Source organism: Paracoccus panacisoli (assembly GCF_042435015.1).
In the GTDB taxonomy this organism is placed as follows: Bacteria; Pseudomonadota; Alphaproteobacteria; order Rhodobacterales; family Rhodobacteraceae; genus Paracoccus; species Paracoccus panacisoli.
Genome location: NZ_JBHMQU010000059.1, coordinates 16,812 through 34,063 on the forward strand (window position 1 = coordinate 16,812; position 17,252 = coordinate 34,063).

General features: G+C 69.9%; 16 protein-coding genes. 6 read left to right on the plus strand and 10 right to left on the minus strand.

Features of this window, described 5'->3' with window-relative positions; all coding sequences use genetic code 11:
* The first annotated feature begins 51 nt into the window (after positions 1-51).
* A complete protein-coding gene (rpsB, locus tag ACFHYO_RS12060) occupies positions 52-849 on the plus strand; it encodes a 30S ribosomal protein S2 (protein ID WP_139305886.1) in 798 nt (265 codons plus the stop codon).
* Positions 850-922: 73 nt separating this feature from the next.
* Positions 923-1,810, plus strand: a complete 888-nt coding sequence (tsf, locus tag ACFHYO_RS12065; protein WP_036712727.1) for a translation elongation factor Ts — start codon at positions 923-925, stop codon at positions 1,808-1,810.
* 582 nt (positions 1,811-2,392) lie between these two features.
* Here the strand turns inward: tsf and ACFHYO_RS12070 are convergent.
* From ACFHYO_RS12070 to ACFHYO_RS12115, 10 genes are all read right to left on the minus strand, one after another.
* Positions 2,393-3,367, minus strand: coding sequence for a proteasome-type protease (locus ACFHYO_RS12070; RefSeq protein WP_394320686.1), 975 nt, complete (start codon positions 3,365-3,367; stop codon positions 2,393-2,395).
* Between the two features lie 55 nt (positions 3,368-3,422).
* Positions 3,423-4,262: a transglutaminase family protein gene (locus tag ACFHYO_RS12075; protein ID WP_036702395.1), complete on the minus strand. Its 840-nt coding sequence runs from the start codon at positions 4,260-4,262 to the stop codon at positions 3,423-3,425.
* A gap of 4 nt (positions 4,263-4,266) precedes the next feature.
* Positions 4,267-5,241: an alpha-E domain-containing protein gene (locus ACFHYO_RS12080; protein ID WP_394320688.1), complete on the minus strand. Its 975-nt coding sequence runs from the start codon at positions 5,239-5,241 to the stop codon at positions 4,267-4,269.
* Positions 5,238-6,845, minus strand: a complete 1,608-nt coding sequence (locus ACFHYO_RS12085) for a circularly permuted type 2 ATP-grasp protein (RefSeq protein WP_394320689.1) — start codon at positions 6,843-6,845, stop codon at positions 5,238-5,240. Before ACFHYO_RS12085 ends, ACFHYO_RS12080 begins: the two co-directional genes overlap by 4 nt.
* 128 nt (positions 6,846-6,973) lie before the next feature.
* Complete coding sequence (gene phoB, locus ACFHYO_RS12090) at positions 6,974-7,663, minus strand: phosphate regulon transcriptional regulator PhoB (RefSeq protein ID WP_036710320.1); 690 nt, start codon at positions 7,661-7,663, stop codon at positions 6,974-6,976.
* A 75-nt stretch (positions 7,664-7,738) separates the two neighbouring features.
* Positions 7,739-8,524 carry a phosphate signaling complex protein PhoU gene (gene phoU / locus ACFHYO_RS12095; RefSeq protein ID WP_394320691.1) on the minus strand — a complete coding sequence of 262 codons (786 nt, stop codon included), beginning with the start codon at positions 8,522-8,524 and terminating at the stop codon, positions 7,739-7,741.
* A gap of 30 nt (positions 8,525-8,554) precedes the next feature.
* Entirely contained in the window at positions 8,555-9,358 is an 804-nt protein-coding gene (gene pstB, locus ACFHYO_RS12100; protein ID WP_036702391.1) for a phosphate ABC transporter ATP-binding protein PstB, read from the minus strand.
* Positions 9,359-9,379: 21 nt separating this feature from the next.
* Positions 9,380-10,750 carry a phosphate ABC transporter permease PstA gene (pstA, locus tag ACFHYO_RS12105; RefSeq protein ID WP_036702389.1) on the minus strand — a complete coding sequence of 457 codons (1,371 nt, stop codon included), beginning with the start codon at positions 10,748-10,750 and terminating at the stop codon, positions 9,380-9,382.
* Positions 10,747-12,201 carry a phosphate ABC transporter permease subunit PstC gene (pstC, locus tag ACFHYO_RS12110; protein WP_394320771.1) on the minus strand — a complete coding sequence of 485 codons (1,455 nt, stop codon included), beginning with the start codon at positions 12,199-12,201 and terminating at the stop codon, positions 10,747-10,749. Before pstC ends, pstA begins: the two co-directional genes overlap by 4 nt.
* A 264-nt stretch (positions 12,202-12,465) precedes the next feature.
* Positions 12,466-13,503, minus strand: a complete 1,038-nt coding sequence (locus ACFHYO_RS12115) for a PstS family phosphate ABC transporter substrate-binding protein (protein WP_043133344.1) — start codon at positions 13,501-13,503, stop codon at positions 12,466-12,468.
* Between the two features lie 189 nt (positions 13,504-13,692).
* Here ACFHYO_RS12115 and ACFHYO_RS12120 point away from each other — a divergent pair, with 189 nt between their 5' ends.
* The 4 genes from ACFHYO_RS12120 (at position 13,693) to parE (ending at position 17,172) form a co-directional block, all read left to right on the plus strand.
* Positions 13,693-14,355 (plus strand): glutathione S-transferase family protein, encoded by a 663-nt coding sequence (locus ACFHYO_RS12120; protein ID WP_394320693.1) that lies wholly within the window; start codon positions 13,693-13,695, stop codon positions 14,353-14,355.
* 81 nt (positions 14,356-14,436) lie between these two features.
* Positions 14,437-14,682: a hypothetical protein gene (locus ACFHYO_RS12125; protein WP_043133349.1), complete on the plus strand. Its 246-nt coding sequence runs from the start codon at positions 14,437-14,439 to the stop codon at positions 14,680-14,682.
* Entirely contained in the window at positions 14,679-15,065 is a 387-nt protein-coding gene (locus tag ACFHYO_RS12130; RefSeq protein WP_052513046.1) for a type II toxin-antitoxin system death-on-curing family toxin, read from the plus strand. The genes ACFHYO_RS12125 and ACFHYO_RS12130 overlap by 4 nt, the downstream gene beginning before the upstream one ends.
* 142 nt (positions 15,066-15,207) lie before the next feature.
* Positions 15,208-17,172, plus strand: coding sequence for a DNA topoisomerase IV subunit B (parE, locus tag ACFHYO_RS12135; RefSeq protein WP_394320695.1), 1,965 nt, complete (start codon positions 15,208-15,210; stop codon positions 17,170-17,172).
* Positions 17,173-17,252 lie beyond the last annotated feature (80 nt).

The window sequence follows — 17,252 nt, forward strand, 5'->3', positions numbered from 1 at the left end:
CCATGCGGTTGCGTCCTGAAACCCCTGCCCCAGGCGCAAACCGGAAAGGACATGGACATGGCGCTTCCCGAATACTCCATGCGTCAGCTGCTCGAAGCTGGCGTTCACTACGGCCACCAGACCCAGCGCTGGAACCCGCGGATGGCGGAATACATCTACGGCGACCGCAACGGCATCCACATCATCGACCTGACCCAGACGGTCCCGATGCTGGACCAGGCGCTGACCGTGATCCGCGACACCGTGGCCAAGGGCGGCCGGGTGCTGTTCGTCGGCACCAAGCGGCAGGCGCAGAAGGCCGTGGCCGAAGCGGCGGAAAAATCCGCGCAATTCTACATGAACCACCGTTGGCTCGGCGGCACGCTGACCAACTGGAAGACCGTGTCGCAGTCGATCCAGCGCCTCAAGCAGATCGACGAGGCGATGTCGGGCGGCGCCGAGGGGCTGACCAAGAAGGAACGCCTCGGGATGGAGCGCGAGCAGGCCAAGCTGCAGGCGAGCCTCGGCGGCATCCGCGAGATGGGCGGCCTGCCCGACCTGCTGTTCGTGATCGACGTGAACAAGGAAGACCTCGCCGTGCAGGAAGCCAACAAGCTTGGCATCCCGGTCGTCGCGGTGGTTGACACCAACTGCTCGCCCAAGGGCGTGACCCACGTCATCCCGGGCAACGACGACGCGGCCCGCGCCATCGCGCTCTACTGCGACCTGGTCGCGCGCGCGGCGCTGGACGGGATGTCGGCGCAGATGGGCGCCGCGGGCGTCGATCTCGGCGCGCTGTCGGACGCCCCGGCCGAGGACATCGACGACCTCGAGGCCGCGGACGCCGAGGCCGAGACCGCCGGCGCCTGAGCCGCGCCGTCACGGGACTTTCATCAGGCGGGGCCAGACCCCGCCTGACGCATTGACCAACAAGGAGAAGACCATGGCTATCACGGCCGCGATGGTGAAAGAGCTGCGCGAATCGACCGGCGCGGGGATGATGGACGCCAAGAAGGCGCTCGAGGAGACCTCGGGCGACATGGAGGCCGCGGTGGACTGGCTGAGGACCAAGGGTCTGGCCAAGGCCGCCAAGAAATCCGGCCGCGTGGCCGCCGAAGGGCTGGTCGCGGTCGCCGTCAAGGACGGCAAGGGCGTGGCGGTCGAGGTGAACTCGGAAACCGACTTCGTCGGCAAGAACGAAGAGTTCCAGTCGATGGTCCGCGGCATCGCGGAAACCGCGCTCGGCACCGCTTCGGTCGAAGAGCTGGCGGCGGCGCCCCTGAACGGCAAGCCGGTGAGCGAAGTGCTGACCGACGCGATCGCCAAGATCGGCGAGAACATGACCCTGCGCCGGATGGTGACGGTCGAGGGCGACACGGTCGTCTCGTACGTCCACAACGCCGCGGCGCCGAACATGGGCAAGATCGGCGTGCTGGTCGCGCTCAAGGGCGACGCCGCCAAGGCGGCCGAGCTGGGCAAGCAGATCGCCATGCACATCGCGGCGACCTCGCCGGCCTCGCTCTCCGAGGCGGATCTCGACCCGGCGCTGGTCGAGCGTGAGAAGTCGGTGCTGACCGAGCAGGCCCGCGAATCGGGCAAGCCGGATTCGGTGATCGAGAAGATGATCGTCGGCCGGATGGCCAAGTTCTTCGAAGAGGTGACGCTGCTCGGGCAGAAGTTCGTCATCAACCCGGACGTGACCGTGGCCCAGGCGGCCAAGGACGCGGGCGTCGAGGTGACGGGCTACGCCCGCGTCGCCGTCGGCGAGGGGATCGAGAAGAAAGAGGAAGACTTCGCCGCCGAGGTCGCCAAGACGCTGAAAGGCGCCTGATCCTCAAGGCCGCGGCGTCACGCACGGCATCAGGCCGGTCCCTGTGGGGGCCGGCTTTTTTGTTGCGTGGGGGTGGGGCGGCGGTGCGGCCGGATTGGGGACGGGCGGCAGGGACCGGGGCGCCGCGCCCGAGGTGGCCCCGCGACCCGCGGTGCGCGCGGGAGGACGGGCGGTCGGGGGAACCGCTGAGGGAAAGGCGGTGAGCGCGCCCCGCGCTAGCCTTGCCGTGCAGAGGCGCACATGCGGCGACCAATAGTCAGCCGGGAGACTGGCGGCGTTGGAGGTGCTCGGAATCAGTGATCAGTCGCCGGGCCGTTCACGTGCTCGCGAGAGGCCGTGATGACGGGCTGACGCGGCGACCAGAGGGCGACGCTCTGGTGAACTTCAACGGGTCAACGCCGCGATCGGCGGAAGATGGGAGGATACGCGTGCGCAGGGCATTGCCAGCCTGAGAGCCGCAGCGGCTGGAGGGTCAGCCCCCCACGCGGGGACGAGAGAACCAAAGAAAGCCGCGCGACGATGGCCGGTACCGCGACCGCGGGGATGCGCCGCATTGCTACTTTAGCACACCTACCCCCCGGCTCAGCCCGGGCGCGGGCCGCCGGGGGCGGTCGGGGCGGGCTCGGCCAGGCCGGCGGCGGCGGGGTCGTCGTTCACCGGGACCGAGACCGTGGGGTTGACCTCGACCGCCTCGGCAGGGGCGGGGGCGCCGGGCTCGGCGGGGGGCGCTGCGGCCGCCCCGGCGCCCGGCCGGGGGGCGGTTGGTGCAGCAGGTGCCGTCGTCCCGTTCCCCGGCAGCGGGGTGTCCGAGGGGCTGGCCACGCAGGGCAGCTCGGGGTCGGGCAGCGCGTTCAGCGCCTCGGCCAGCGACTGCCCCCAGCGCGAGGAGATCATGCTGTAATACGGGTCCGCCTCGCCCATCCGCAGCCGCGTGGTGGCGAAGCTGTCGCGGGCCATCAGCGTCACGTCCACCGGCAGCCCGACCGAGAGGTTCGCCTTGATCGTCGAATCGAAGCTGACCGTCAGCAGCTTGACGGCCTCGCGAAAGCTCATGTCGGGGCGGTAGGCGCGCACGATGATCGGGCGGCCGTATTTCGTCTCGCCGATCTGGAAGAACGGCGTGTCGGGCGTGGCCTCGATGAAATTGCCCTCGGGGTAGATCAGGAACAGCCGCGGCGGCGCGCCGGCGATCTGCCCGCCGAGGATCATGCTGGCCGAGAACTTCGAGGCCGCGGTCTGCCCGGCGGCATCCTCGCGCCGCTTGATCTCGTCGCGCAGGAGGTCGCCCAGCATCTGCGCGGTGGCGAACATCGATGGCTGCGAGAGCAGCGACATCCCGCGCTCGTCCGGCGCCGCGGTGCGGTCCTCGAGCCGGCCCACGACAGCCTGGGTGGTGGCGAGGTTGCCGGCGGTCATCAGGACCAGCGTCCGCTCTCCCGGCTGGGTCCAGACGCGGGTCTTGCAGAACACCGACACGTTGTCGACGCCCGCGTTGGTGCGGGTGTCGGACATGAACACCAACCCGCGGTCGAGCATCACGCCCACGCAATAGGTCATCGCCGGCGTCTCCTTCTGGCGCCCCGCGCGTGTGCGGGCGGCGGTCGTCTTATGGTCATTGCTCGCCGACGTGCAAGTGGACGTGCAGGTCTTCGGCGTGGGCGCCGTAGCGGACCCCGCCCATCGGCGCGGCCTCGTCATAGTCGCGCCCGACGGCGAGGCGGACGTAGCGGTCGTCCGGGCTGATCCGGTTCGAGGGGTCGAAGCCGACCCAGCCCAGCCCCTCGAGATGCAGCTCGACCCAGGCGTGGGTCGCGGTCTGGTCCTCACGGTCGTCGAGCCTGAGGTAGCCCGAGACGTAGCGCGCCGGGATGCCGAAGCGGCGGGCGACGGCGGCCATGACATGGGCGTGGTCCTGGCAGACCCCGGCGCCGCGGGCCAGCGCCTCTTCGGCGGTCGTCGCGGGATGGGTGTCGTCCACGTCATAGGCGACGGCGTCGGCGACCGCCGCCATCATCCGGTGCGCGAGGCCGAGGCCCACCTGCCCCGCCACCACCGGCGCCACCGCCGGGCCGCCCGCGTCGGGGCCACCGAGGTCCGCGACCAGCCGCGCCACCCCCTCGCCCGGCATGGTCAGCGCGGTCGGGCGGGTGAAGAGCCACAGCGGCGCCAGCGCCCGGTGCGGGCCGAAGACGCCCGCCGTCTCGCGCGTCTCGACCACCCCCTCGGCGGTCACGGCGACCCGGTCGCAGCCCTGCGCCATCGACACCAGCCACACCTCGTTGCCCAGATGGTCACGGAAGGCGACCTGCCGCTCGACCCCCTCGAGGCCGATGCGCCAGTCGATCACCCGCTGCGGCCCGAGGCTGCGGGGCGTGACGCGCAGCCGCATCACCCCGTAGTTCGGCGCCGCCTCGTAGCGATATTCGGTGCGGTGGCGGATCGAGAGCAGCATCGGGTCACTCCGTGAAGCGGTAGTCGCGGGCGATCGCCGCGGCGAGGCGCGCGTTGTCGGCGAGGAAGGCCTGCAGGAACTCGTGCAGCCCCTCCTCGAACACCTCGTCGATGTCGCGCTCGGAGAGCATCCGGTTCAGCGCCTCGGCCTCGGCGTGGCAGGGCTGGCGGGTGCCGTAGTCCCGCGCCAGATCGGCCAGCGCGGCCGAGATCTCGGCGTGGCAGAACGCCAGCGAGCGCGGCATCCGCCGGTTCAGGATCAGGAAATCGGCGGTGTTGGCGGCCGAGATGTCGGCGTCATAGAGCCATTTGTAGGCCTTGTGCGCCGAGACCGAGCGCAGGATCGAATCCCATTGCGTCTGGTCGAGCGCCGAGCCGACCCAGGCGGTCGAGGGCAGCAGGTGGTAATACTTGACGTTGAGGATGCGCGCCGTGGTGTCGGCGCGTTCCAGATGCAGCCCGAGGCGAATGAACTGATAGCCCGGGGTGCGCAGGATGGTGTTGACCGTCATCCCCCGAATGAGCGCCGTGGCCTGCTTGATGCGGCCCAGCACGGCGGGCAGGTCGGCCTCGCGCACCGGCCGGGCGAGCTCGTCGGCGACCATGCGCCAGGCCTCGTTCACGGCCTCCCACGCGTCGCGGGTCAGGGCGGTGCGGACCATGCGGGCGTTGGTGCGGCCCTGCAGCAGGCAGTTGCGGACGCTCGAGGGGTTCTCGGGCGCGCGCAGCAGGAAGTCGATGGCGGTGTCGGGGTCGGGCTGGTCGTCCAGCGGCCCGTGCGTGGCGGTGAAGGCGTCGAGCACCCCGGCGCTTTCGAGGACCGAGCGCCAGTCCGCCTCGGCGGTGCCGCGGGTCAGGGCCATGTGCAGGCCGGCGTCGACCAGCCGGGCCATCGCTTCGCCCCGCTCGATCTGGCGGGCCATCCAGAACAGCCCGTCGGCGGTGCGGCCGAGCAGGATGGTGCGGGAATGGGCGGTCATTGCTGCCCCTCCGTCGCGGTGGGTTGGTCAGGGGTGGGCTGGGTGTCGGGCGGGGTTGAGGGGGTTGGGCGCTGCGACTGCGACTGGGACTGACCCTGCGCCTGCGACTGTCCCTGTCCCTGTGCCTGCCCCTGCCCCTGCCGCATCGGCACCCGGGCCCCGAACGCACCGCGCCCGTTGGTCACGGCGGACGCCCCGTCGCGCAGCACCCAGGTGTCCTTGGTGCCCCCGCCCTGCGACGAGTTCACGACCAGCGAGCCCTCTTTCAGCGCCACGCGGGTCAGCCCGCCCGGCACGATCCGCACCCCGTCGCCGACCAGCGCGAAGGGCCGCAGATCGACGTGGCGCGGCGCCAGCCCCGCCTTGGTCAGCACCGGGCAGGTCGAGAGCGCCAGCGTCGGCTGGGCGATGTAGTTCGCGGGCCGGGCCTTCAGCTTCTCGGCGAAGGCCTCGCGCTCGGCGCGGCTGGCGGCGGGGCCGACCAGCATCCCGTAGCCGCCCGAGCCATGCACCTCCTTCACCACCAGCTCGTCGAGGCGGTCGAGGACATGGGCGAGGTTCTCGGGCTCGGAACAGCGCAGCGTCGGGATGTTCGACAGGATCGGCTCTTCGCCGGTGTAGAAGCGGATGATCTCGGGCATATAGGAATAGACCGCCTTGTCGTCGGCCACCCCGGTCCCCGGCGCATTGGCGATGGTGATGTTGCCGGCGCGGTAGACATCCATGATCCCCGGCACCCCCAGCACGCTGTCGGGGCGGAAGCTGAGCGGGTCGAGGTAATCGTCGTCGATCCGGCGATAGAGCACGTCGATCCGGCGGTAGCCCTCGGTCGTGCGCATGGCGACGTGGCCGTCGACCACCCGCAGGTCGGCGCCCTCGACCAGCTGCACCCCCATTTGGTCGGCGAGGAAGGCGTGCTCGTAATAGGCCGAGTTGTTCACCCCCGGCGTCATCACCGCGACCGCGGGCTGCGCCGGCGCCCGGGCCGGGCGCGCGGCCGACAGCGAGCGGCGCAAGAGCTTGGGGTAGTCCTCGATCGGCTCGACCCGGTTCTGCATGAACAGCTCGGGGAAGAGCTGCATCATCGTCTCGCGGTTCTCGAGCATGTAGCTGACGCCCGAGGGGGTGCGGCAGTTGTCCTCGAGCACCTGGAACTCGTTCTCGGCGGTGCGCACGATGTCGGTGCCGACGATGTGGGTGTAGATGCCGCCGGGCGGCGTCATGCCGATCATCTGCGGCAGGAAGGCGTCGTTGGTGGCGATCAGCTCGAGCGGGACGATGCCGGCGCGGATCACCTCTTGCCGGTGATAGATGTCGTGGAGGAACGCGTTGATGGCGAGCACCCGCTGCTCGATCCCGCGGGCGAGCCGCGCCCACTCGGCGGCCGAGAGGATGCGCGGCACGATGTCGAAGGGGATCAGCCGCTCGGTGGCCTGCTCCTCGCCATAGACGGCGAAGGTGATGCCGGTGCGGCGGAACACCTCTTCCGCGTCGGCGGCCTTGCGGGCCATCAGGTCGTCGGGCTGGCTGGCGAGCCAGCGGGAGAACTCGGCATAGGGGGCCCGCACCCCCTGCCCCTCGGTCATTTCGTCGAACGCAGTCATGGTCACCTCTCGGGGACCACTGTGGCGCGGCGCGGGCGGCGGGGGCAAGGGCGCGGGCCGCGCGCCCCCTGCCCCGGACAGCGCGCTGCCCAAGGCTTGGGCAGTTGCGCCGGGGCGCCCCGTGCGGCTCAGCCGAGCGAGTAGCCCGTGCCGCGGACCGTGCGCACCGGGTTGTCGCCGCCATGCGCCATCAGCGCCTTGCGCAGCCGGCCGACATGGACGTCGATGGTGCGGGTGTCCACGTAGATGTCGCGGCCCCATACCCGGTCGAGCAGCTGCTCGCGGGTCCAGACGCGGCCCGGACGCTCCATCAGCGTCGAGAGCAGGCGGAACTCGGTCGGGCCGAGATGCAGCGTCTTGCCCGAGCGGAAGACGCGGTGCTCGCCCGCGTCCAGCAGGATGTCCTGAAAGCTCAGCCGCTCGCCCATGGTGGCGGGGCGGGTGCGGCGCAGCTGGGTGCGCAGTCGGGCCATCAGCTCGACCACCGAATAGGGCTTCACCACATAGTCGTCGGCGCCGGTCTCGAGGCCGCGCACCCGGTCGCCCTCGTCCGAGCGGGCCGAGAGCATGACGATCGGGATGTGGCGGGTGTCGGGGTCGGCCTTGACGCGGCGGCAGATCTCGATGCCCGAGACGTTCGGCAGCATCCAGTCCAGCACCATCAGGTCTGGGTTCTCTTCGGCCACCAGCAGCAGCGCCTCGTCCCCGGTCTCGGCCGAGACGACGCGGAAGCCCTCGGCCTCCAGGTTGTAGGTCAGCACCTCACGCTGGGCGCCCTCATCCTCGACGAGGAGGATGCAGGGTTGCTGAATGCTCATCGGGTCTCCTCCGTGTCATCAGGGCGCGCGCGGGGAAATACCGGCGCGCGCCGGGTTGGCAGCGGCGGGCGCGGCTCAGCCGGCGCCGGGGGTGGGACGCGGCGCCGGGCCCGCGCCGGGGTCGTCGGCGCGATCGGCAGCCGGATCGGTGGGCACGGGGGGCCGGGCGACGCTGTCGCTTTTCGGGCGCGCATCCTCGGGCAGCGTGCCCGAGACGAGATACAGCACCTGCTCGGCGATCGAGGTCGCATGGTCGCCCATGCGCTCAATGTTCTTGGCGATGAAATGCAGGTGCATGCACGACGTGATGTTGCGCGGATCCTCCATCATGTAGGTGAGGAACTCGCGGAACAGCGCGTTGTACATCTGGTCGACCTCAAGGTCGCGCGCCCGCACGTCGGCGGCCAGCGCCGCGTCGCGGTGGACGTAGCTGTCGAGCGCGTCCTTGAGCATCGTCTCGACCGTGCCCGACATCCGCCGCAGCGCCATGCCGGCGCCGTCGATGGCCGGCAGATGCGACAGCACATGGGTGCGCTTGGCGATGTTCTTGGCGTAGTCGCCCACCCGCTCGAGGCTGCCCGAGATCTTGATGACGGTCAGCACCACCCGCAGGTCGGTGGCGTTCGGGGCGCGCAGCGCGATCACCCGTGCGGCTTCCTCGTTGATCTGCTGCTCGAGCGCGTCGATGGCGCGGTCGCGGCGGCGGACCTCTTCGGCCAGCTCGTCGTCGCGGGTCTCGAGCGCGCGGGCGGCCTCGTCGATCGCGGTCTCGACGAGCCCGCCCATCTTGACGACCAGCGCCTGCACGGTCTCGAGGTCGCGGTCAAACGCCGAGGCGATGTGGCGGTCGGTGGTGTTCATGGGGCAGTCCTCCGGTCGCGTGCCTGCGGGTCAGCCGATGCGGCCCGAGATGTAGCTTTCCGTCCGCGGGTCCTGCGGGCGGGTGAAGATGTCGTCGGTGTTGCCGTATTCCACGAGGTTGCCGAGGTGGAAGAACGCGGTCTTCTGGCTGACGCGGGCGGCCTGCTGCATCGAGTGGGTGACGATCACCACCGAGAACTCGGACCGCAGCTCGTCGATCAGCTCTTCGACCTGGGCAGTGGCGATCGGGTCGAGCGCCGAGCAGGGCTCGTCCATCAGCAGCACCTCGGGCGAGGTCGCCACGGCCCGCGCGATGCACAGCCGCTGCTGCTGGCCGCCCGAAAGCCCGGTGCCGGTCTCGCCCAGCCGGTCCTTGACCTCGTCCCACAACGCCGCGCCGCGCAGCGCCCGCTCGACGATCTGGTCGAGCTCGGCCTTGTTGCGGGCCATGCCGTGGATGCGGGGGCCGTAGGCCACGTTGTCGTAGATCGACTTGGGGAACGGGTTCGGCTTCTGGAACACCATGCCCACCCGGGCGCGCAGCTGCACCGGATCGACGCGGCGGTCGTAGATGTCGTCGCCGTCGAGCAGCATCCGCCCCTCGACCCGTGCGATCGGGATGGTGTCGTTCATCCGGTTCAGGCAGCGCAGGAAGGTGGACTTGCCGCAGCCCGACGGGCCGATGAAGGCGGTCACGGTCTTGTCCAGCAGATCGACGTTCACGTCCTTGATGGCGTGCTTGGTCCCGTACCAGACCTGCACGTCGCGGCACTCGAACTTGATCTCCTTCGCGTCGGTGTCCACGGTTCTCTCCGCCAGTCGCATATCGTTCATCTTAGGGATCCCCGTGATCGCTCACCAGCGCCGTTCAAAGCGGCGGCGCAGATAGATGGCCAGAAGGTTCATCGCCAGCAGGAACACCAGCAGGACGATGATGGCGCCCGAGGCGCGCTCGAAAAACGCAGGGTCGGCGCGCTGGGTCCAGTTGTAGACCTGCACCGGCAGGGCCGAGGCGGGCTCGAACAGGCCCTGCGGCGGGGCCGACGGGTAGTTGGCGACGAACGCCACCATGCCGATCAGCAAGAGCGGCGCGGTCTCGCCCAGCGCCTGCGCCAGCCCGATGATGGTGCCGGTCAGGATGCCCGGCATGGCCAGCGGCACGACGTGGTGAAAGACCGTCTGCATCCGGCTCGCGCCCACGCCCAGCGCCGCGTCGCGGATCGACGGCGGCACCGCCTTGAGCGCGGCGCGGGTCGAGATGATGATCGTCGGCAGCGTCATCAGCGTCAGCACCAGCCCCCCCACGATGGGCGCCGAGCGTGGCAGCCCCACCAGGTTGATGAAGATCGCCAGGCCCAGGATCCCGAACACGATCGAAGGCACCGCCGCGAGGTTGGCGATGTTGACCTCGATCAGGTCCGTCAGGCGGTTCTGGGGGGCGAACTCCTCGAGGTAGATGGAGGCCGCGACCCCGATCGGCAAGGACAGCACCAGAACGATCAGCATCATGTAGAACGAGCCGAGGATGGCGATCCCGAGGCCCGCCGCCTCGGCCCGGTTGTCCGAGCTGTCGGTGCCGGTGATGAAGCTGGGGTTGAAGCGGGTCTCGAGCTCGCCGCGCGCCTTGAGCGCCTCGGCCAGGTCGAACTGCGCGACCGAGGTGCGGGCGTCGCCGGCCGCGGATTCGCGGCTGACCCGGCCCTTGAACATACCGTCCACGCGCGAGCTGGTCAGCGCCGGCACCTCGATCACCGAGCCCACCAGCCCCGGATCGGCCAGCACCGCCTGCCGCAGGTCGGCGCGGGCCTGGGCCGAGAAGAACCCGGCGAGGTCCTTGTCGGCGAGGTCGGGGATGGCGATCCCGTTCGTCTCGACGAAGCCGCGCAGCGAGTTCTCGAGCAGCTTGCCGTAGCTGGTGGTCAGCACCTTGCTCATCGCCGCCGGGTCGCGGGTGCCCTGCGGGTCGACGACCGAGGCCTCGATGGTCACCGGAATGGTGGCGTAGGTCTGCACGAAGGCGGTCGAGCCGTCGCGGATGATGGTGAAGAGCAGGAACACCAGCGCCAGGATCGCCGTGGCGATGGCCGCGACGCCATAGGCGCGGAACCGCCGCTCGGCCGCGTTGCGGCGCTTGGTGCGGGCGTCCTGCACCAAAAGCGACTTGCGGGCGCGCGGCGCGGCGCTGCCGCCCACGGGGCGCGGTGGGGTCGAGGTGACGTCGGTCATTCGTACTGCTCCCGATAGGTGCGCACGATGTAGAGCGCGAAGACGTTGAGCCCGAGGGTCAAGACGAAGAGCGTCAGGCCCAGGGCAAAGGCGACCAGCGTCTCGGGGCTGGCGAAGTCGTTGTCGCCGGTCAGCTGGCCGACGATCTTGACGGTGATGGTGGTCATCGCCTCGAACGGGTTGGGGCTGATGCGGGCCATGGCGCCGGCGCCGAGGACGACGATCATCGTCTCGCCGATGGCGCGGCTGGCGGCCAGCAGCACGGCGCCGACGATCCCCGGCAGCGCCGCGGGCAGCACCACCTGGCGCACCGTCTCGGAGGGGGTCGACCCCATCGCCAGGCTGCCGTCACGCAGCGACTGCGGCACCGCGTTGATGATGTCGTCCGAGAGCGAGCTGACGAACGGGATCAGCATCATCCCCATCACGAGACCCGCGGTCATCACCGAGGACGCGCTGTTGCCCAGTCCCATCGGCTGCGCCAGCCAGTCGCGGATCAGCGGGCCGACGGTGACAAGTGCGAAGAGGCCGTAGACGATGGTCGGGATGCCGGCCAGCACCTCGATCGCGGGCTTCACCAGCGACCGCACCCGGGGCGTGGCGTACTCGCTCATGTAGATCGCGGCGAACAGGCCGATCGGCACCGACACCAGCAGCGCGATCAGCGAGATGTAGAGCGTCCCCCACAGCAGCGGCAGCATCCCGAGCTTCGAGCCGCCGCCGAAGGACGGCGTCCACTCGGTCCCGAAGAAGAAGTCCTGCCACGGGTAGAGTTGGAAGAAATGCACCGATTCGAAGACCAGCGACAGGACGATCCCGATGGTGGTGAAGATGGCGATCATCGAACAGAGGATCAGCAGGCCGCGCACGACCTGCTCGACCACGTTGCGGGCACGGAACTGCGGCGTCGTCCGCATCAGCGCGAAGGCGAGCCCGCCGAGCGCCAGCACCAGCGCGAGCCCGGTCAGGATCCGCCCGCCGGTGCGGGTGAAGTCGCCAAAGGACTGCGCGGCGCGCAGGATGTGGGGGGTGGTCGAGACGCGCAGCCCGGCGGCGCTCAGCCGGTCGAAGGCGGCGCTGTCCTCGGGGGTGAGGGCGGCGACCTCGGCCGGGGTCAGCACGTCGCGGGCGACGGCGGCGTTGAGTTGGCTGGCCGAGCGGCGCACGTCTTCCATCACCAGCCGGCGGCTGTCGCTGTCCGACATCGCCTCGGCCGGGATGGCGCGGTGCACCACGCGGTCGATGACCAGCGGCTGGGCGATGCCCCAGAGCAGCAGCACCAGAAGCGCCGGGACGGCGGTGAACAGCGCCACGTTCCAGCCGTAGTAGGTCGGGCGCGAGTGCAGCACCCTCGTGTTGCCGTCCACGGCCCGGACCGAGCGGGCGCGGCCGAGGACATAGCCCACGACGGCTAGGGCCAGGACGATGAGGGTGATCCAGAGGGTCGGCATGGTGCCTCGCAACATGGGTGCGCCCGTCGAGCGGCCGGGACGCGGGGAAGCCGGCCCCGCCGGGCGGACGCGGGCCAGCCTCGGAAGGCGGCGCGACGGACGCGGCGGCGGCGGTGCCGGCAGTCTAGCAGATGCGAACGCCCGAGATCACGAGGGCAGACTCGGTCCGGGGCGTCCGGGGTGAGGCGGCCCCGGAAGGGACCGCCCGTCGGCATCGGGTGGCGCAGGCCCGGCCCCGCGGGGCCGGGCGCGCCCCGTCCCGGATCAGGGCATGGTGATCGTGGTGCCGTCGGCGACGGTCTTCTGCACGTCGGCCAACTTGGGGTCCGGCACCAGGCCATAGGTCGCCAGTGGGCCGCCGGGACCGGCGATGGCGTCCGAGACGAAGAACTCGGCGTACTCCTTGAGGCCCGGGATGACGCCGATGTGGTCCTTCTTGACGTAGAAGAACAGCGGGCGCGACACCGGGTATTCACCCGACGCGATGGTGTCGGTCGAGGGGGTCACGCCGTTGATGGTGGCGACCTTCAGCTTGTCGGTGTTGTTCTCGTAGAACGACAGGCCGAACACGCCCACGCCGGTCTTGTTGCTGTCGATGCGGGCCAGCGTCTCGGTGTAGTCGCCGTCGATGTCGACCGACTTGCCGTCGGTGCGGACCGCCTTGCAGGCGCCCTCGCCCTTCTTCTCGTCGCCGCCGTTGGCCGCGACCAGCGCCTCGAGCGCGCCGGCTTCCTTGCAGCCCGCGATCAGCACCTTTTCCTCGAACACTTCACGGGTGCCGTGCTTGGTGCCGGGGATGAAGGCCATGATGTCCTGGTCGGGCAGCGACGGGTTCACGTCCTTCCACTTGGCGGCGGTGTTCGGGACCACCTTGCCGTCCACGACCACGTCCTTGGCCAGCGCCAGGAACACGTCCTTGGGGGTCAGCACGAAGTCGGCGCCGGCCTTGTCGCTGGCGAAGACGATGCCGTCGTAGCCGAACTGGACTTCGACGATGTTGGTCACGCCGTTGGCCTTGCAGGTCTCGAGCTCGGCCGGCTTGATCGGGCGCGAGCTGTTGGCGACGTCGACGGTGTTCTCGCCCACGCCCTCGCAGAACTGCTTGAGACCGGCCGACGAGCCGCCGCCCTCGACCACGGGGGCCGGGAAGTCGGTGTTTTCGGCGAAGGCCTCGGCGACGATGGTGGCGTAGGGCAGCACGGTGGACGACCCGGCGACCTGGACGTTGTCGCGGGCGGCGGCGGCGGTCGCCGACAGCGCGACGATGGCCAGCGCCGAGGCGGAGAAAGTCAGCTTGTTCATGGCAGGCTCCTGCAGTTGGGTGGCGTGGCCGCCACGGGGCGCGACCTATCGCGGAAGTGCGACGGTTTCGTGACAGTCTCTTGACGGTTTCATGGCGCCGCCGTCGCCATCGCCGGTTGACGCCGCGTCGGAAACCCGCGTTGTCTGGGCCACGCCCGGTCCGGGCCGCCCTCACGGAGAATACCGCAGATGCTGACCATCCACGGCGTCACCCGCTCGCGCGCGTCGCGGCTGATCTGGCTGTGCCACGAGCTGGACCTGCCCTTCCGGCAAGAGCCGGTGATCCAGGCCTACCGGCTGGCCGACGCCGACGCGCCCGACGCGCCGATGAACACCCGCTCGCCCGCGTTCCTGGCGCTGTCGCCCGCCGGCGCGATCCCGGTGATCGAGGATGACGGGCTGGTGCTCTTCGAATCGCTGGCGCAGACGCTGTATCTGGCGCGCAAGCATGACGCGAACGGCATCGGCCCGCGCGATCCAGCCGAGGACGCGCTGATGATGCAGTGGTCCTTCTACGCCGCGACCGCGATCGAGCCCGACGCGCTGACGATCCTGTTCCTGCACGCCCGCGGGCAGGAGCAGTCGGGCGAGGATGCCGCCATGGTCGCCAACGCCGCCGAGCGGCTCGTGCGCCCGCTCAAGGTGCTCGACGCGCATCTGGCGACGCACGGGCACCTCGTCGGCGACCGGTTCACCGTCGCGGACCTGAACATGGCCGAGGTCATCCGCTACGCGCAGGGCTACGGCGCGCTGATGGCGCAGTTCCCGGCCGTCGAGGCGTGGCTGGCGGCCTGCCAGTCCCGCGAGGGCTTCCGCCGGATGTGGGAAGCGCGGATGGCCGAGCCGGAATAACGGCTTGGGGCGCAGGCGGGGGCGCAGATTGAAATATGCACCCGGATATGCAATATTCCGTGCATTGACTTGGAGAGTGTCATGACCCGCCTGCTCACGAACCACATCGCCACGATCACCGAGCTGCGCGAGCCGCACAAGGTGCTCGAACGCTCGGGCGGCAAGCCGGTGGCGATCCTCAAGAACAGCGCCGTGGTCGCCTATCTGGTGCCTGAGGAGGCGACGGTCCCGAACGTGCGCTACGCGACGATGGACGAGGTGATGGCCCATCTCGAAGAGACCCGGGACGAGGTGCAGCCGGTGCTGGACTATCTGCGCGACAAATGATCGGACCAGACTGGTTTCTGTTCGACGCAGCTCTGGTCGAGGCGATGCACGACGCGGTGCTGAACCCCGGCGAGCTCCCCGGGCGGGCCCGCGACAAATCGCTCGAAGGGGCGCTGGCGCGGGTCGAGAACCGCGTGGCTTACGGCCTCGTGGCGGATGTCTACGATCTCGCTGCCGCCTATGCCGCGGCGATCTCGCAAGGGCACTGTTTCAACGATGGCAACAAGCGGACGGCCTTTCGGACAATGTTTGCCTGCCTGCGAATGAACGGCGCTGCGACGCCGACGGCGAGCGTCGAAGAGGTCGGCCAGAAGATCATCGCGCTGGCGCAGGGCAAGATCGACGACGGCGCGCTCGCCGACTGGCTGCGCGAGCGAACCTGACCCGCCCTGCCCCGGCGGCGCTGCGGGTCGCTGGCGCCCGGCCGGGGCATTTGGGCCAGAAAGCAGCCCGCACGCCCGCAAGGGTTGCCCCGCCGCGGCCCGGCGTGGGATAAGCCCGCAAACGACAAGCCGAGCAGCCTTCATGTCCGATGATCTTCTCAGCGGCGCCAGCGCCGCGACCGACAGCTATTCCGCCGCCTCGATCGAGGTGCTGGAAGGGCTGGAACCCGTCCGCAAGCGGCCGGGGATGTACATCGGCGGCACCGACGAACGCGCCCTGCATCATCTGGTCGCGGAAATCCTCGACAACGCCATGGACGAGGCCGTCGCCGGCCACGCCAGCCGCATCGAGGTCGAGCTGCTGGCCGACCACTCCGTCGTCGTGCGCGACAACGGCCGCGGCATCCCGGTCGATCCGCACCCCAAGTTTCCGGGCAAGTCGGCGCTCGAGGTGATCCTCTGCACGCTGCACGCCGGCGGCAAGTTCACCGAGGGCGCCTATCAGACCTCGGGCGGCCTGCACGGGGTCGGTGCCTCGGTCGTTAACGCGCTGTCCGACCGGATGGTGGTCGAGGTCGCTCGCAACCGCGAGCTGTGGCGGCAGAGCTTTTCGCGCGGCATCCCGCAGGGGCCGGTCGAGAAGATCGGCCCGGCCCCGAACCGGCGCGGCACCACCGTCACCTTCCATGCCGACGAGCAGATCTTCGGGCACCACCGCCTCAAGCCCGCGCGCATCATGCGGATGGTCAAGTCCAAGGCCTATCTGCACTCGGGCGTCGAGATCCGCTGGCGGACCGAGATCGACGACGGCGAGACCCCGCGCGAGGCGACCTTCCACTTCCCCGGCGGCCTCTCGGACTATCTCGCCGAGCAGTTGGGCGGCGCCACCACCTACGCCGACCGCCCCTTCGCCGGGCTCGTCGAGTTCCGCGAGCGCTTCGGCGTGCCGGGCAAGGTCGAATGGGCGATCAACTGGACGCCCTCGCGCGACGGCTTCATCCAGTCCTACTGCAACACCGTGCCGACGCCCGAGGGCGGCACGCACGAAGGCGGGTTCTGGACCGCGATCCTCAAGGGCATCCGCGCCTATGGCGAGCTGACCAAGAACCGCAAGGCGGAGAACATCACCCGCGACGACCTGCTGACCGGCGGCTGTGCGCTGGTGTCGTGCTTCATCGCCGAGCCCGAGTTCGTCGGTCAGACCAAGGACCGCCTCGCCACCACCGAGGCCGCCCGGCTGGTCGAGGGCGCGGTCCGCGACCATTTCGACAACTGGCTGGCCGCCGACACCAAGTCCGCCGGGGCGATCCTCGATTTTCTGGTGCTGCGCGCCGAGGAGCGCCTGCGCCGCCGGCAGGAAAAGGAGACGGCGCGCAAGTCCGCGACCAAGAAGCTGCGCCTGCCCGGCAAGCTCGTGGACTGCTCGGCCACTGCGCGCGAGGGCACCGAGATCTTCATCGTCGAGGGCGACTCGGCCGGCGGCAGCGCGAAGGCGGCGCGCGACCGGGCGACGCAGGCGCTGCTGCCGCTGCGCGGCAAGGTGCTGAACGTGCTCGGGGCGGCGTCCTCGAAGCTGTCGCAGAACGCCGAGTTGAGCGACCTGTGCCAGGCGCTGGGCGTCGGCATGGGGACGCGCTTCAACGTCGACGACCTGCGCTATGACAAGGTCATCATCATGACCGACGCGGACGTGGACGGGGCGCATATCGCCTCGCTCCTGATGACGTTCTTCTTCACCCAGATGCGGCCGCTGATCGACAAGGGGCACCTCTACCTCGCCTGCCCCCCTCTCTACCGGCTGACGCAAGGCGCCGAGCGGGTCTACGTCGCCGACGAGGCCGAGAAGGAGGCGTGGCTCACCAAGGGCCTTGGCGGCAAGGGCAAGATCGACGTGCAGCGCTTCAAGGGTCTGGGCGAGATGGACGCCAAGGACCTGAAGGACACGACGATGAACCCGGCCTCGCGCAAGCTGATCCGGGTGTCGATCGACGACGAGGACGGCGGCGAGACCGGCGATCTGGTCGAACGGTTGATGGGCAAGAAGCCAGAGCTGCGGTTCCAGTACATCAGCGAGAACGCGCAGTTCGTGGAGGAGCTGGACGTCTGAGGGGTGGACGGTCGGGAGGCGGCTGTTGCCAAAGGCGCGACCTGATATTGGTCGTCTCTGCCACGGCCCGCAGCTGACAG

Coding starts and splice junctions, on each gene's coding strand:
- rpsB (WP_139305886.1), top strand. CDS start 52: ATGGACATGGCGCTTCCCGAATACTCCATGCGTCAGCTGCTCGAAGCT.
- tsf (WP_036712727.1), top strand. CDS start 923: ATGGCTATCACGGCCGCGATGGTGAAAGAGCTGCGCGAATCGACCGGC.
- ACFHYO_RS12070 (WP_394320686.1), bottom strand. CDS start 3,367: ATGACCTATTGCGTGGGCGTGATGCTCGACCGCGGGTTGGTGTTCATG.
- ACFHYO_RS12075 (WP_036702395.1), bottom strand. CDS start 4,262: ATGCTGCTCTCGATCCGCCACCGCACCGAATATCGCTACGAGGCGGCG.
- ACFHYO_RS12080 (WP_394320688.1), bottom strand. CDS start 5,241: ATGACCGCCCATTCCCGCACCATCCTGCTCGGCCGCACCGCCGACGGG.
- ACFHYO_RS12085 (WP_394320689.1), bottom strand. CDS start 6,845: ATGACTGCGTTCGACGAAATGACCGAGGGGCAGGGGGTGCGGGCCCCC.
- phoB (WP_036710320.1), bottom strand. CDS start 7,663: ATGAGCATTCAGCAACCCTGCATCCTCCTCGTCGAGGATGAGGGCGCC.
- phoU (WP_394320691.1), bottom strand. CDS start 8,524: ATGAACACCACCGACCGCCACATCGCCTCGGCGTTTGACCGCGACCTC.
- pstB (WP_036702391.1), bottom strand. CDS start 9,358: ATGAACGATATGCGACTGGCGGAGAGAACCGTGGACACCGACGCGAAG.
- pstA (WP_036702389.1), bottom strand. CDS start 10,750: ATGACCGACGTCACCTCGACCCCACCGCGCCCCGTGGGCGGCAGCGCC.
- pstC (WP_394320771.1), bottom strand. CDS start 12,201: ATGCCGACCCTCTGGATCACCCTCATCGTCCTGGCCCTAGCCGTCGTG.
- ACFHYO_RS12115 (WP_043133344.1), bottom strand. CDS start 13,503: ATGAACAAGCTGACTTTCTCCGCCTCGGCGCTGGCCATCGTCGCGCTG.
- ACFHYO_RS12120 (WP_394320693.1), top strand. CDS start 13,693: ATGCTGACCATCCACGGCGTCACCCGCTCGCGCGCGTCGCGGCTGATC.
- ACFHYO_RS12125 (WP_043133349.1), top strand. CDS start 14,437: ATGACCCGCCTGCTCACGAACCACATCGCCACGATCACCGAGCTGCGC.
- ACFHYO_RS12130 (WP_052513046.1), top strand. CDS start 14,679: ATGATCGGACCAGACTGGTTTCTGTTCGACGCAGCTCTGGTCGAGGCG.
- parE (WP_394320695.1), top strand. CDS start 15,208: ATGTCCGATGATCTTCTCAGCGGCGCCAGCGCCGCGACCGACAGCTAT.